Source organism: Idiomarina seosinensis (assembly GCF_003987275.1).
GTDB lineage: Bacteria > Pseudomonadota > Gammaproteobacteria > Enterobacterales > Alteromonadaceae > Idiomarina > Idiomarina seosinensis.
Genome location: NZ_PIQF01000003.1, coordinates 87,483 through 103,363, shown reverse-complemented (window position 1 = coordinate 103,363; position 15,881 = coordinate 87,483). Strand labels below are relative to the sequence as shown.

At 47.5% G+C, this 15,881-nt stretch carries 10 protein-coding genes; 6 read left to right on the top strand and 4 right to left on the bottom strand.

The window, feature by feature from the left end; genetic code table 11:
- The first annotated feature begins 36 nt into the window (after positions 1-36).
- Positions 37-2,223: an OsmC domain/YcaO domain-containing protein gene (locus CWI81_RS09615; protein ID WP_126785110.1), complete on the top strand. Its 2,187-nt coding sequence runs from the start codon at positions 37-39 to the stop codon at positions 2,221-2,223.
- Here CWI81_RS09615 and CWI81_RS09610 read toward each other — a convergent pair.
- Complete coding sequence (locus CWI81_RS09610) at positions 2,213-4,258, bottom strand: methyl-accepting chemotaxis protein (protein ID WP_198678670.1); 2,046 nt, start codon at positions 4,256-4,258, stop codon at positions 2,213-2,215. The two genes, CWI81_RS09615 and CWI81_RS09610, sit on opposite strands and share 11 nt — an antisense overlap.
- A gap of 191 nt (positions 4,259-4,449) precedes the next feature.
- On the opposite strand from CWI81_RS09610, the gene CWI81_RS09605 reads away from it, so the two are divergent.
- Positions 4,450-5,067 (top strand): porin family protein, encoded by a 618-nt coding sequence (locus CWI81_RS09605; protein WP_157983304.1) that lies wholly within the window; start codon positions 4,450-4,452, stop codon positions 5,065-5,067.
- 69 nt (positions 5,068-5,136) lie between these two features.
- Here the strand turns inward: CWI81_RS09605 and CWI81_RS09600 are convergent, their stop codons facing one another.
- Complete coding sequence (locus tag CWI81_RS09600) at positions 5,137-6,519, bottom strand: serine hydrolase domain-containing protein (RefSeq protein ID WP_126785107.1); 1,383 nt, start codon at positions 6,517-6,519, stop codon at positions 5,137-5,139.
- A 161-nt stretch (positions 6,520-6,680) separates the two neighbouring features.
- Here CWI81_RS09600 and CWI81_RS09595 point away from each other — a divergent pair, with 161 nt between their 5' ends.
- Positions 6,681-9,659 carry a ligand-binding sensor domain-containing diguanylate cyclase gene (locus CWI81_RS09595; RefSeq protein ID WP_126785106.1) on the top strand — a complete coding sequence of 993 codons (2,979 nt, stop codon included), beginning with the start codon at positions 6,681-6,683 and terminating at the stop codon, positions 9,657-9,659.
- Between the two features lie 86 nt (positions 9,660-9,745).
- Positions 9,746-10,831, top strand: a complete 1,086-nt coding sequence (locus CWI81_RS09590; RefSeq protein ID WP_126785105.1) for a zinc-binding metallopeptidase family protein — start codon at positions 9,746-9,748, stop codon at positions 10,829-10,831.
- A gap of 2 nt (positions 10,832-10,833) precedes the next feature.
- Here CWI81_RS09590 and CWI81_RS09585 read toward each other — a convergent pair whose 3' ends face one another.
- Positions 10,834-11,574: a proteasome-type protease gene (locus CWI81_RS09585; RefSeq protein WP_126785104.1), complete on the bottom strand. Its 741-nt coding sequence runs from the start codon at positions 11,572-11,574 to the stop codon at positions 10,834-10,836.
- A gap of 146 nt (positions 11,575-11,720) precedes the next feature.
- Between CWI81_RS09585 and CWI81_RS09580 the strand changes: the two genes are divergently transcribed.
- Together CWI81_RS09580 and CWI81_RS09575 are read left to right on the top strand one after the other, a co-directional pair.
- Positions 11,721-13,172 carry a circularly permuted type 2 ATP-grasp protein gene (locus CWI81_RS09580; protein ID WP_126785103.1) on the top strand — a complete coding sequence of 484 codons (1,452 nt, stop codon included), beginning with the start codon at positions 11,721-11,723 and terminating at the stop codon, positions 13,170-13,172.
- A gap of 2 nt (positions 13,173-13,174) precedes the next feature.
- The gene (locus CWI81_RS09575) at positions 13,175-14,095 is read left to right on the top strand and encodes an alpha-E domain-containing protein (RefSeq protein ID WP_126785102.1); all 921 of its coding nucleotides are present in this window, start codon (positions 13,175-13,177) and stop codon (positions 14,093-14,095) included.
- 6 nt (positions 14,096-14,101) lie between these two features.
- Here CWI81_RS09575 and CWI81_RS09570 read toward each other — a convergent pair whose 3' ends face one another.
- Entirely contained in the window at positions 14,102-15,802 is a 1,701-nt protein-coding gene (locus tag CWI81_RS09570; protein WP_126785101.1) for a putative bifunctional diguanylate cyclase/phosphodiesterase, read from the bottom strand.
- Between the last annotated feature and the right edge of the window lie 79 nt (positions 15,803-15,881).

Genomic DNA, 15,881 nt, shown 5'->3' with positions numbered 1-15,881 from the left:
ACGTTTTATCTGCCACAAGCCAACAGTAAGCCGCTCATGGAAATCAATGTAAACTTTCTCGACAATATGCGCCTCGAGGCGAAATTCGACGACTTCACAGTCATTTCGGATCAGCCCATACGTTACAAAGGGGACGGTTCAGCACCGGGGCCTTTTGACTATTTCCTGGCTTCATCGGTGATGTGCGCAGCTCATTTTATTCGGCTTTACTGCCTGACCCGCGACATTCCAACAGACAATATTCGCGTATCGCAGAACAATATCGTTGATCCTGAGGATCGCTATAAACAGCTGTTTAAAATTCAGGTCGAGTTACCCACTGATATCTCCGACAAGGATCGTAAGGCAATTATTCGCGCGGCCGAGCGCTGCGCGGTAAAACGCGTTATCCAAAACGATCTAGAGTTTGATATTGAGCCCGTCGAGAGCATCACTCAGGATGCCCAGGCATTGCTCACCATTAATCCGGATACCGATAGTCAGACCTTTATCGAGGGCAAAGACCTGCCGTTAGAGCAGACCATCGCGAACATGACCTCGATCTTAGCGGATCTGGGTATGAAAATTGAGATATCCTCCTGGCGTAATATAGTGCCGCACGTATGGTCATTGCATGTACGTGATGCAGCTTCCCCGATGTGTTTTACCAACGGCAAAGGGGCAACTAAGGAGAGCGCGCTATGTTCAGCGCTGGGCGAGTTTATCGAGCGCTTAAGTTGTAATTTCTTTTACAATGATCAGTATTTTGGTGAGGAAATTGCTAATGCTGAGTTCGTTCATTACCCCAACGAGCGCTGGTTCAAACCGGGCCCTGATGACCAGTTGCCGGCCGAGATTCTTGACCCGTACTGTCGCGAGTTTTATGACCCGGAAAATGAATTGCTTGGCTCTCATCTGGTTGACACAAACTCTGGTCGCGCGGATCGTGGCATCTGCTCGTTGCCGTTTGTTCGTCACAGCGATGGAGAAGTGGTTTACTTCCCGTCTAACCTGATTGAAAACTTGTACCTGAGTAACGGTATGAGCGCAGGCAACACCTTAGCGGAAGCTCAGGTTCAGTGCTTGTCGGAGATATTTGAGCGAGCTGTTAAGAAACAAATTATTGAAGAAGAAATCACACTTCCTGACGTACCTGATGACGTCCTTAATAAATACCCAAGCATTGTTGAAGGTATTAAAGCATTAGAAGAGCAAGGTTACCCGGTGCTGGTGAAAGACGCCTCTCTTGGCGGCCAGTTCCCGGTAGCCTGTGTCACTTTGATGAACCCAAGAACCGGTGGTGTGTTTGCTTCTTTTGGTGCACACCCGAGCTTTGAGGTAGCGTTGGAGCGAAGCCTGACAGAGTTACTACAAGGTCGCAGTTTTGAAGGCCTGAATGATCTGCCGGCACCGACCTTTAACTCAATGGCCGTTACCGAACCCAATAACTTTGTTGAGCACTTTATTGATTCCTCCGGTGTCGTTTCATGGCGCTTCTTTAGCAGTAAATCAGACATAGAGTTTGTGGAATGGGACTTCTCTGGCAGTAACCAACAGGAAGCGGATACCTTGTTCGGTATTTTATACGACTTGGGTAAACAAGCTTATGTGGCAGTGCATGAAGACCTCGGTGCCCCGGTATGTCGTATCTTAGTGCCAGGCTATTCCGAGGTTTATCCGGTGGAAGACCTGGTCTGGGACAACACCAATATAGCGCTACTGTTCCGTGAAGATATCCTTAATCTGCATGCATTGACTGACGATCAGCTAGAAGATTTAGTCGAACGACTCGAAGACAGTCAGCTGGATAACTACATGGATATTATCACCCTGATCGGTATCGAGTTTGATGAGAATACCGTCTGGGGACAACTGACCATCGTCGAGCTAAAACTACTTATTTATTTAGCCCTGCAACGCCACGAAGATGCGCAGGAGTATCTGGAGATGTTCCTGCAGTACAACGACAATACAGTAGAACGTGTGCTGTTTTATCGAGCCGTCGAAGCCGTGCTGGAAATCACCATGGACGATGAGCTGGAGCTTGCTGATTATCGCTACAACCTCGGACGTATGTACGGCGAGGATGTTATTGAGGCTGTCATTGGCTCTGTAGCAGGAACAGAGCGATTTTACGGGCTAACCCCAACCAGCATGAAGCTGGAAGGGCTGGACCGTCACCTACGCTTATTAGATAGCTATAAGAAGCTGCACGCGGCGCGCGCAGCCCGGGCTAAACTTTAAAGCGCTTAACCGTGCTTTTCAGCTCTGAAGAAATGTCATTCAGGCGGTGGAAGTCTTGTTCCATTGAGCCTGAATGATTCACCATTTGTTCCGTTAACAGGTGTACCGAGTCAAGGCTTTCAGAAATAGACTTAGTCAGCGATTGCTGCTCGCTACTGGCGCCTGAGATTGAATCATTCATTTGTTTCATTCTATCCACAGCCACATTAATTTCAGTAATTGCCTGTAACACCAGTTCTACCTGCTGCTCTCCCTGATTACTCATCGAGTCCGTACGCTGCATTGCTTCCCGAACCTGAGTTGCACCACTTTGCAGCTTCTCTACGGTTGAACGAATGTGGTCGGTGGACTGTTGTGTCCGGTTCGCCAATGTTCTGACTTCATCGGCAACTACGGCAAAGCCACGGCCCTGCTCACCGGCGCGAGCCGCTTCAATGGCAGCGTTTAGTGCCAGTAAATTAGTTTGCTCCGCGATACTGGTGATAACTTCCAGCACGGAGGTGATTTCAGCCACGTCTTCATTGAGATTAACCACCGCCTCGGTCGCGCTGGTAATAGACTTTGAAACGTCGCCAATCACCTGTTGGGTTTTGGTCGAGTTCTGTGACACTACCTGCATTGACTCGCTCATTTCATTAGCCGCACCCGTTGCGTCCTGAGCGTATTGGTTAATGGTCTCACTGGTTCGATTCAATTCAGCTACCGAGCTGCCTATTTGCTTTATTTTCTGCTGCTCACCCAGCACCTCGTTATTCAAGTCGGATACCGTCGCGGAAACTCGACGAACCGACTGATCAACATCGTCTGATGATTGGTAAGCATGAGCTATCAGTTCCTGAATTCTATCGACAAAGCGATTAAACTCGCGCGCTACTGCGCCAACCTCATCATCCGATTCGACCTTAAGCCGACGAGTTAAGTCACCGTCGCCATGCGCGACATTTTCCATCGCCCGTGCAATTTCTTTCACTGGCTTAAATATTTTTAAGGAAATAACGTAGGTAATAATCGTTAAGGCAATAATAATCGCAATGAGAGTACCAAAAGAAAACCAACGAGCTTCTGCGATCGGGCCTTCAACCAGCTGGTTTGGGACAAGAATGGCAAGCGTCCAGTCAATGTCGGGGTTTTCTGAATAAATTGGTACGTAAAACAACTGATAATCGTCACCCTTCCAGGTTAGCTCTAAACCTTCGCCCGCGTTCTGGCGTGACATGGCCTCCGCCGCTTGATCAAAACCACTGGTTTTGGCTGATTGTTTGCTCGAGTATATCGAATCTAAATCATCCAGCTGAGTATTTAATTCCAGGTCAATATCTTTGGTAGGAAAGTAAACCAACTGCTGCTGTTCGTTTAATAAAAACGCTTTACCTCTCCCCTGATACTCGATCTGATCGACCAAATCAGCAATAGTGGTAATTAAAATATCAACGCCACCAACACCGACAAATTCACCATTTTCGTTGTATAGCGTCATTTGCAAAACTGATGAAATTGTTTTGTCGGTTGCATCAACCTGAGGTGAAGTCAGGTACAAGCCGTCTTTTTTGACTGCCTGATGCCACCACGGCCGCTTATTCGTGAAGTATCCTTTATCAGGGTCACCGGCGTCAGGGCCACTTGTGTCGACACCGACACGGCCTTTGTCGTACAGATATTCGTAGGTGTTTGCAGACCCCACAAAAATCGATTTAATGGTCGGGTCGCTACTCACTACTTTTTCAAACGATTCAATAATAGACTGGTAGGTATTATCGCCTGTTAGATCTTTTCCCCGCTCATCGTAGTCCGAAAGCCAATTTGTAATGCGGGGGTCGGTTAGCACCGTTTGCGGCACTCGCGCACGTTCGACAAAAAACCCTTTTATCTCTTCCGCTTTAAGCTTGATGAGTTCTGCTACCTGAGCTTCAGTTTTCTCGCGGGTAAGATCAGAAATTGTCTGCGTAATAACAAGCCCAAAGCCTGCCAACAAAACAATCAACACACCTGAAATTGAAAGAATAAGTTTGCGCTGCAGTGAGCCTTTTAGCTTCATACCGTGGGCCATTTATTATTATGTTTAATGATTGTAAATAATATCGGCCAAATTGGCCTTAACTTAAATCATATTATGCGTCAGCGCTTACAATTAATGATTTGTCTTACGCCAGCAGGAGCTATTAAATCGGGCCTTTTATCATTACAACAGTTACTCTTTAACACGTTTTTACTCAACTAAGGATGGTTATGAAAAAAACGTTATCAGCTGTTGCCCTGTCTGCAATTTGCATTGCTGCCGCCACTACCTCTGCTGTTAGTCATGCAGCCTCTAACGCTCCCAGTTTTGACAACGCTGGAATTAGTTACGTTAACCTGGACACTAGCGGTGGCAGTGCTAGTGGCTTTGCAATCGACTTCGAAAGCTCTGCGCTGGCCAATAACTGGCTTATCAGTGTGGATTATCTCTATGCGTCTGACGACCTGACTGTGAACAACATTAATGTCGACTTTGAAGCCTCTAACCTTTATGCCAACTTAGGCTACAAGTTTTACGCCAACGACAGCTTTACCGCTTACGCGTCGGGAGGAGTAACCTGGGTAGACAGTCAGGCCAGCAGCTCGGCACTGTCGGTTAACGACGATGATACCGGTTGGAACCTGCAACTCGGTGTGCGCTCAAAGCTGACCGAGTTGTTTGAAATTGACGCTAACGTTCGCCACGTCGATGTGTTTGACACCAGTGATCAGGAACTTAGCCTGACCGCACGCTACTACCTAACCGCTAACGCCAGTTTGGGACTTAATTATACGTTCGCCGACAGTGACAGCAGTTACTTTGGGCTTGGAGGTAGCTACCACTTTTAAGCAATGTAAGGTATTAGAGAGCCCCGGGCTGGGTCTCTCTAATACCCTTAAAAGTGAACTCAATTGCTATTATTGTTTCAGCGCTTTTAACACGTCACGGGTAAAATCATGCTCGCTAAAGCCTTGTTCGCCGGCTAAATCATAGCCACGGCGAACCACCACTAAATTCTCACTTGGAATAACCAGTAAAAATTGACCACGGTTGCCACGCGCAGCGATAGTGTCGTTAGGCAGCTCCGGAAAGCGCTCATTATATAGCCACCACTGAGCCCCATAGCCAGGCGCCCCTTTAGGTGGCTGCGCGGGTGCAGGCTTGCTAATATAGCTTAACCAGTCTTTGGGTAAGATTTGTTCACCCTCCCACACACCATTTTGTAAGTGCAAAACCCCTAATCGGGCTAAGTCACGGGATGTCGTCCAAACTTGTGAGGATAAGATAAAATCACTCTGCCAGTCGGTTTCTAAAAACGTATGATGCATGCCAATTTTGTCGAGCAACGATTGGTAGGGGAAATGCACAAAAGTCTCTGTGTTATCGATTGACTCCCGCAGCACACGCAGTGCCAGCATGGTATCGTTATTGGCGTACTTCCAACGCGTACCCGGCTCAACCTCTAATGCCGTTTGCGTTGCCGTATCACTCACCAGGCCCCCGCCCATATAGACTCGATCAGTGCGATTACCCGCTTGGTTACTGTCCAGCCCCGAAGCCATGTGCAGCAAATTTTCGAGAGTAATATGCTGACGCGGATCCAACGGGTGGGACCAGTTTTCCAAACCCGCTTGCTGATCCACTTTAACAATATCCTGCTGCACCGCCGCTCCAATAACGCTGGCACCAATGCTTTTAGCAACTGACCATGTCCGCTGCGCTGTTTCGGGCGTAAAGTTTTCTTTGTAACGCTCGGCAATTATCTGATCCGGTGTTGCAATCAAAATGGCTGAAGTACGTGCACCGTCGCCATAATGTTTGCTAAACGCTTGCTCGATAACGGTATCCAGTGACTTATTTCCCGTAGACTCGTTCACTCCGTTGCGTTGTTGCCAGGGCTCACCAGAATCCGCCTGAGCGGCAGTGTTTTCGGTAAATGGCTTATAGACTTTTTCAATGTCTTGCTGCGTAGCACCAACCGGCAAGTCCACGCAGCCTAAACGGGGACGCCAGACCGAATAGCGGGCTCGCTTGCCCCCGTCGTACTCAACCCGAACCCAACGATTAGTGGTATCGACAAAGCTATCCAGGGTATGAATATACTCTGCCACCAGCGAGTAAATACCCGTTAACTCGTCCTCAGTAATTTGTGGATTCGACTTATTGCCGTTAAAGGTCGCACTGCAGGTAAAGTTTGCTTTGTAACCTGCCGTGTAAGCGTTGACGGTGGTTTGCGTTTCTTCAGCTTGAGCAGGGGCTAGACAACTAACGGCCAGCGCAATGGTTAAATAGCGTTTCATCGTTATCCTCAATAAAGCTTATTAGTGGAATTACGCTATAACAACTTTGCAAAGATAGCGAGGTTAGAATCCTGAGCAACGTCAAATTAAAGATTATCTATATTGTTTAAATGAATGCGCTAGCGTAAGCTTCCAGCTGAGCAGTTATTAAACACAAATTTATGAAAAAGTATTTTATTGCCCTCACAATCTTCGTTTTTACAAGCTTAGTTGCCAACGCTAGCACCCACATCCAGCAGAAGGAGTTTTCTCGTGTTGCGCAAAACATGGCTGAGCGGCAGGCTTCTGTCTACCAATTAGCGTTGGATGACCACGGCTTATTGTGGCTGGCAACCGATACCGACGGTATTCTCCGCTACAATGGTCAACAATTTACCCGCTGGACAAGCACTATCCTGCCGTCAGTCGATGCGCCTGACTTTTCTAAACTACTGATTGACGGCAATATGATTTGGGCCGCTACCTGGGGACATGGCCTTGCCGCATGGAACTCCAAAACGCAGCAAGCCTTTCAATTCAAAAAATCTGACGATGCGAGAGGCCTAAAAAACGACCGGGTACAAACGCTGTTCAAGGACAGTAGCGGTCGTCTCTGGGTCGGCTCGCTGGATGGTTTGCAGTATATTGACGCCAACGAGACTGTAACTCAGTCGTTAGCGTTTAAATTTCTGGATCAGCAACACCCACTCAACAACTTAAGAATTTGGTGGATAACGGAATCAAGTTCAGCATTATGGGTGGCGACCTCTCAGGGCGTTTTTAAAATCTCACCGGAATTAACAACCTGGAAGCAGTACTTTATTGATCCAAAGAATATTGGCCAAAACCGCACCAACGAAGTTCGCACGATTAAACAAATAGATAACACGCTTTGGGCAGGAACGGATCAAGGTTTATTTTACTTTGACGCCGAAGCCGATGCTTTTAAACCGGTAACGTTCAGCAGCGACAACGCCCCGCCCAGTTTGCGTGTAAACGATATCGTGTATGAGCACAGTAATGTACTCTCCTCCTCGCTGTGGGTTGGTGCCAGCGAAGGGTTATATCGGGTCGATACCAAAGCCAAAACCTTTATAAAGAAAGACGACCAGTGGACCGATCTTAAGAATATTGATATCCGCTCGCTGCAGTTTGACCAAACCGGAACTTTATGGATTGGCACTCGCGGTCAGGGTTTGTTTCAGGGCATCAGTATTTATACTAATTTCTTTAATCCCCTGGCAGCAACAGAAGGTCAAGCGGGCCCTGAGCCAATTGATAACCCCATACAAGCCGTGCATTACTCGGATAATAATGACTTGTGGCTGGCTAGCAGCGAGGGAATTTACAAACGAGAAGCGACAAGCCAAAGTTGGCATTTTTTCCCGTTTTCGAAGGAACATGCGGTACGCGATGTGAATGTGCTGCTTACAGACAGCCAAGACAATTTATGGGTTGGCACCAACGAGGAGCTATTTAAAACTGATACAAAGTACCCAAAGTTAGAACCTTTTACCGGTATCAAAGATCAGCTCGGTCTCGAGGAAAATACAGTCACCGCAATACATGAGCTTGCTGATGGCGCCATTTTAATTGGCTTATGGGGTCAGGGTATTGTTCGCTACGAACTCTCATCACAAGTGTTTTCCTGGCAAGACAGAACCTTTGGCGAGCTGCGCGGCGATCAAGCCTACTCTATTGTTACTGTTGAAAACTCCGGCGTCTATAGCGCTACCCGTTACTCTGGACTGCTTAACCTGACCAAGCCATCAGCAGCCGAAGGTCCTTTTAACGACACAACCTTACTCTGCGCTGATTCGTTTGCCCCAAATACAGTTTGGTTGTGCAGCGATAGCGGCTTATGGATGTACGATACTAAGACCGGTAAGACCGAGCAGTTTACTGAGGCTGACGGGCTTCCCTCAAACCGAGTATTGGGGCTGGCCGAAGACACAATGGGCAGCCTCTGGGTAATTACTTCGCACGGCCTGGCTCGATTAGATCTAGCCACCAATAAAATCATTACATTAGGCGAAGCAGAAGGGCTTTCAACAAGCAGCTTTCTAGAACATTCGATTGATAGCTCAGCCGTAGACGAAGTTACCGTAGGTAGTATGGATGGCGCTCGTTCATTTTCCCCCAGCCAAATCGAAATCCGGGAAGTTGCTTCTAACATCGCATTAACCGCCATAGCTCTGGACAATGAAGACGTAACACAGCAATTTGCGCTGGCATCAAAACGTCTGGAGTTGCCCGAGGGCTACCAGACACTGACCCTGTCATTTAGCGTCACCGACTTTCGGGCTCCCGACAAAAATGCAATTCGCTACCAACTAGCCGGCGTAACCGATCAATGGAGTGACTGGAGCAATAACCTGTCACTTAACTTTAGCGCACTGTCGCCAGGCGTCTATCAATTAAGAGTTCAGGGTCGAAATAGCCAGGGTATAGAAAGTGCCGAGCCGCTGACGTTGTCATTAGTTGTTGCAGCCCCTTGGTGGTATAGCTTTTGGGTACTTTTAGTGGCCATATTGCTGTTCATTCTGTTTATATACTTCGTCATCCGTTTGCGCACCAAAACACTTGAACGTGCCAATCGAAACCTGGAAAACGAAATTGCTTTACGCACGCGCGAGCTCAAAGTTGCCAATGGAAAACTGCAAAAGCTTTCTGAAACGGATCCGCTGACAGGACTGCTAAACCGGCGCGGGTTTGAAACGAGTTTCCAGCGTCTGTTAAAGCAGCATAAAAGAGACAACAAGCCACTCAGCGTACTTCTTATCGATGTTGATCATTTCAAAAAATTTAACGATGAATACGGTCATGACGTCGGTGACCGCGCCTTAGAAGCAGTCAGCCAGGCGATTAGCGACTGCGTAAGAGATCAAGATCTTGTCGCCCGGTGGGGCGGCGAAGAATTTACACTTGCCCTACCCGGACTTAGCATTCAGCAGGCCGAACGGGCTGCCCAAAGGCTGAGGGAAGCGATTGCCAACCAAACCTTAGAGCATCAGGGCACTTCTCTAACTATCACAGCAACGATTGGTGTCAGTAGCTTTACAGAGCACGAAGATAATTTAGAAACCTGGATCAAAGCCGCCGATGAGGCTCTTTATGAAGGCAAAGAGCAAGGCAGAAATACAGTAGTTACCAATTGCTAAGCAAACTCTTTGTTCAGTATCGTGCTAAAGTAGTGCATAAAATGAACGCTCATTGCTAATGAGCATCTGATTGCTGGTACCAAATTATGCGAACCTTCGAATGTCAATGCGGTAATACTCTGCATTTTGCTAACACCCGCTGTGTCAGTTGTGGGCTAATGTTGGGTTTTATGCCAGACGACAAGAAGCTAAGTGCTTTTACCAAGCAACAAGCGGGAGTTTGGCGCGCCGCTACCAACGGCAGACTCTATCGTCAGTGCAAAAATTATTCGATACAAGATGTCTGCAACTGGATGATACCCGTTGAAGAACAAGGTGACTTATGTGCGTCCTGCGAATTAACCCTTACTATTCCAAACCTGGATCAACCAGATAACCGGCGACTTTGGTTCCGTATGGAGCATGCCAAGCGGCGTTTGCTTTATACCATTTACAAACTAAAACTGCCGGTAAAATCGCGACGGCAGGATCCAGAACATGGCCTGGGCTTTGAGTTTCTTGAAGATCAAACAGAAGACGAGTTTGGCAATGAGCTTACCGTTAAAAACTTCGTCACCACGGGTCACAATGCGGGCATTATTACACTCGACCTGAAAGAGGCTGAACATAGCTCAAGGGTTAAAATGCGCGAGGAAATGAACGAGCAGTATCGCACCCTTGTCGGGCATTTTCGTCACGAATCGGGACATTACTACTGGGATCGGCTAGTGCGGAACAGCCACTGGTTAACTGAGTTCCGTGAGCTATTTGGTGATGAGCGACTCAATTATACCTATGCGCTGCAAAATTATTACGAGCATGGTCCGGCTGCTGACTGGCATAAAGTTTGGGTCAGTGCCTACGCCAGTATGCATCCCTGGGAAGACTGGGCAGAAACATGGGCCCACTACCTGCACATGGTGGATACCCTGGAAACTGCCAGTAATTTTGATTTCAGCGTGTCTTCACATCAGGTAATCAATCCTTTGCAACAATTACCGGAAACTGGCGACGCCAAAAGCGAAGCGCATTTTAATCAGCTTTATAACGACTGGTGCCGACTAACAGCAGTGTTAAACGCACTTAACCGCAGCATGGGCGTGGACGACGCTTATCCTTTTGTTATTTCCAATATCGCAACCGATAAACTGCGTTTTGTGCACAAGATTATCAGCGACGCTTATACTGACTAGGCTTAATTCTCTTTTTCCCAATCGAATCGTGGCAGGCCAGAAAAAGCCTGTCGCAAACCTTCATTCCATTGTTTTTGCAGAGATTTATACATAGGGCTGAAGGCGCTGTATTTATTGTGCCAAGGCTCTTCAATACTGTCGCTCGTATAAATGGCCAGCTCAATCGGTAAGCCCACGCTAATATTACTGCGCACCGTCGAATCCAGCGATACCATGGCACAGCGGGCAGCGTCTTCCAGCGAAGTATTTGGCGTTATAATACGATCCAGTATTGGCTTTCCATATTTGTTTTCGCCAATCTGCAAATAGGGGGTATCGTCCGACGCACTGATGTAATTGCCCTGCGGATAAATCATATAGATTTCACAGGTTTTACCGTCGATTTGTCCACCCAAAATAAAACTGGCTTCGCCGCTGGCATTACTTTTCTCCAATGCCGGCGCATGTTGTTGCTGCTCTTGTTGACTCAAATTACCGACATAACTGGCAACATCGTATAGATGTTTGCCCTTGCGCAAATTAAATGGCGCATCGGGGTCTTCTAAGTCTGAATTTATGGCGTTAACCACTGCCTGTGAGGTCGCCAGGCTGCCCGCCGAAAGTAGCACAATACTGCGTTCACCCGGCCAGGCAAACCGATACATCTTACTGTAGGTAGCTACATAGTCTACGCCTGCATTTGTGCGCGAATCCGACGCAAAAACCAAGCCTTTGTTCACACGAATAGCCAAACAATAGGTCACAAAACACTCCAAAGATACCGGCTCTAGTCGAGCCTAAACTATCCATATTCTCTAACTAAGTACCAACAAAAACAAACAGTTTTGTATTTTTCATTCAAAAACCGCTATGTTTATAAGTGATTACAAAATAAACAAGAGAGCTGCACATGACCATTCGCTGGGGAAGCTATAAAGTAAACAACTTGTACGATGAACTTTTACGGGCGTCCGGCAAACCACGCGCAGCGGCGGCAATCATATGCAGCTATTTACGCAGCTTAACGGATAAAAACCTTGAAGAGTATAAGGTTGCAGCAGAATCTGCTATCCATGTCATGGGCATCAGTTTCCGGGTTTATCACGAGGACGAAGGGTCTATCGATCGTGCCTGGCCGTTTGACATTATCCCCAGAATTATCGACAAGCAGGAATGGCAACAGATAGAGGCTGGGCTGAAGCAACGGGTCAAAGCCATGAATATGTTTATTGATGATCTTTATAACGATCAGAAAATTATCAAAGATGGTGTGTTCCCCGCCAGCCTGCTGAAAAAATCTAAAAACTTCTTACCCCAATGCAAAGGCGTTCACCCACCACTGGGAATATGGGCGCATATTTGCGGCTCAGATTTGGTCAGAGATAATGATGGCACTGTGTACGTACTTGAAGATAATTTGCGAGTTCCTTCCGGGGTCTCTTATATGCTGGAAAACCGAGAAGTGATGAAGCGCGTTTTCCCTGAGATGTTCGAGCAATATAATATTTTACCGGTGGACGATTACCCCTCTCATCTTTATGACATGCTGTGTGAACTATCGCCCAGAGACATTGAACAGCCGGAAATCGTGATATTAACGCCAGGCATCTACAATTCAGCCTATTTTGAGCACGCCTATTTAGCCCAACAAATGGGCGCCGAGGTAGTTGAAGGCCGCGATTTGTTGGTCGACGATGACGACGTCGTGTATATGCGCACTATTGAAGGCCCGGCTCGGGTAGATGTCATTTATCGGCGGGTTGATGATCACTTTATCGACCCGGAGGTATTTAATCCCGATTCGCTGCTCGGCGTTCCTGGTCTTATGCGCGCCTGGAAGGCAGGCAATGTCGCGCTGGCCAATGCTCCTGGCTCCGGAGTTGCCGACGATAAGGTCGTGTATGCCTTTGTTCCCGATATTATTCGTTACTATCTGAACGAAGATCCTATCATTCCTAATGTTCCAACCTATAAATGTATTAACAAGGATGAACGCGATTATGTGATTGAAAACATAGATAAAATGGTGGTTAAGCCCGCCAATGAATCCGGCGGTGCCGGCATGTTAATTGGCCCTCACGCCAGTAAAGCTGAGTGTGAAAAGTTTAAACGCCTGGTCCGCAAAGACCCGCGTAACTACGTGGCGCAGCCAATGCTGATGCTGTCTACCGCCCCTACCCTAATTGAAAACAAGGCAGAGCCCAGGCACCTGGATTTAAGGCCCTTTGTGCTGAGTGGAAAAAATATTCAGGTGACCACCGGTGGACTGACTCGGGTGGCATTACGCAAAGGTTCTATTGTGGTCAACTCGTCTCAGGGTGGCGGCAGTAAGGATACTTGGATAGTGGATATGGAGGCTTAATCATGTTGTCACGCGTAGCAAGCAATATATTCTGGATGTCCAGGTATCTGGAGCGGGCAGAAAACACCGCCCGGGTAATCAACGTGAACTCGCACTTATTAATGGATTTACCGCGAACGGTTAAACTTGGCTGGGAACCCATTATCGACATCCTGTCGGTAAGAGAAGAGTTCTATAACCACTACGAGGAAGCCGACGAACGCAGCGTGGTCAAGTATATGGTCACGGATAAGTACAACCCGGGATCTATTATCAGCTCGCTCACCCAGGCCCGGGAGAACGCCCGCACAATCAGAGAAATTATTCCACGGGAGAGCTGGGAGCAGATCAACACCTTATATTTGTCAGCCGTTAAGAATTGCCAGTCGCTGGTTGGCCGACGCCATCGCTACGAGTCTTTGACTGATGTCATTCGTTCCAATCAGACCATTACTGGCATGCTAGCAGGCACTATGACACACGATGAAGGCTATGCCTTTTTGCGCATGGGTCGTAACCTTGAACGCGCCGACATGACCACCCGAATTATCGACGTACGGTCAGCTTCTCTGCTTCCTGAGCTGGATCTTGAACAATCGGCTTTTGAAAACATTCAGTGGATGGGGGTACTTAAATCCATGTCTGCCTACCAGATGTACCGGCGAGAATTGCGCCTGCGCATTAACCGGGCCGATGTGCTGAGATTCCTATTATTAGAATCCCGTTTTCCGCGTTCTCTGGCACATACCCTGAAGCAGGTTAAGGTATTTTTGCAGGAATTACCGCACCACGATGATGCGATTAAGTCTATTGATACGCTGCAAGCAAAGCTATTAAAAGCCAAACCTCAGTCGTTAAAACAGGAAAGTTTGCACGAGTTTATTGACGACATGCAGCTGGGCCTGATTAAAATCTCAGAACAAATCCGTGAAACTTATTTTTAGGGAAGTTTACTCTAAATAACCTGAAACATCAGTACGTGGTTCCCCAAGCAGGAACCCCTGAAAATAGTTGCACCCCATATCCTGCAGGCGTTGAAACTGCTGATGCGTTTCAACGCCCTCAGCGACAACGTCAAGGTTCATACTACGACCAAGACTAATAATAGTCTCGGTTAACAGTTCGCCTTTACCCTTTTTATCCAGGTCGCTAACGAATGCACGGTCGATTTTAAGCTCGTCCAGCGGCAACTGGGTAAGATAAGCCAAGGAAGCATAGCCAGTACCAAAGTCATCCAAAGAGATAGAAACCCCTAACCCGCGCAACCGCTCCATCTGTGCAATAACAAAGTCGATGTTCTCGGCCAGTAGACTTTCTGTTAGCTCAAAACGTAAATTATGGGGGCTGGCACCGGTGCGCTTAAGAATTTCTTCTACCCGTTGTACAAAATCTCCTCGACGAAACTGCACGGGGCTGACATTGACCGAAATTTTTAGATGCTCGTGTGCTTTATTGGTTGCCCACTGCACAAGCATTTCACAGCTTTTTTCCAGTACCCAATCGCCGATCGGGATAATGCTGCCAGTAGCCTCAGCAATCGGGATAAAGTCGTTCGGTGATATCGTGTTCAGTTTAGGGTGCTGCCAACGCAGTAGAGCTTCGAAACCTATAACCTGCTTCTTTTGATTAACCTGTGGCTGCAGAGCCAGCCTTAACTCCTGATTTTCGATGGCATGGTTAAGAGCTTGTGACAGTTGTAAACGCTCTTTTACTGCAACCTCCATTTCCTGGTCAAAGAAACTAATAGTATTGATCTTAGACCGCTTAGCCGTTTTTAATGCAATATCCGCCTGGCGTAGCAATTCATCACCTGCTAAGTCGCTCGGGCACTGGCTTAGGGTGATGCCGACACAAGCATTCAGTTGGTGAGTGCGCTGTTCTAACAGTAAGGGCTCTTCCAGCACGCGAAGGATCTGAGTGGCCAGTTGTTCGGCTTCTGCAGCAGCGTCAGCAAATGACATAGCAGAGCATGGCAGTAAGATGGCAAATTCATCTTTGCCCAGACGAGCCAAGTCATCTGCAGTTGAGCTAAAGCACTGCAGCGATCTTGCACAACTCACCAGAACGCGGTCACCATAACTGTAACCAAGACTCTCATTGATACTGTGAAAGTTATCAATATCAACAATAAGTAATGCAGCAACCGCTCTCTCGCCGTTAGCATTGCGCATCATACTCGCAATACGCTCAAGCATTAGGCGCCGATTAGGCAGTTCGGTGAGCGGGTCGTAGTACGAAAGTCGCTGCACCTCTGCCTCTGCCATTTCAAGCGCCCGCATATCTGCGTCCATACAAAACATAATGGGCTCATCGTATGGTAGTGACACAACGGTGTGGCTTGAGTATACAGGAACAGTACTACCATCTTTATGTCGCAGGTTAAGCCGCGCTGGCGGAATGCCTTCTTTATGCTGAAACATCCAGGCGACTGCTTGCTTAACCTCGTCACGCATCTCATGGGGAATAATTAGGTCGTAAAGCGTTTTCCCCAGCGCTTCATTAGTGGAATAACCGTAGATTTTTTCTGAAGCGGCATTCCAATAGACAACCGTGCCATCGACACGATAGCCCTGAATAGACATAGCTTGTGTATCATCAAAGAGCTTATGGAACCGAGCTTCGCTAATTTGCTTGTCGCGGTTGTCAGTCATTAAAACTAGCCGTTGGTTAAAGTTAACTGTTAAAACTTAACATAAGTGTAGAAGATAATTGATAAAACGGTAAGGTTAT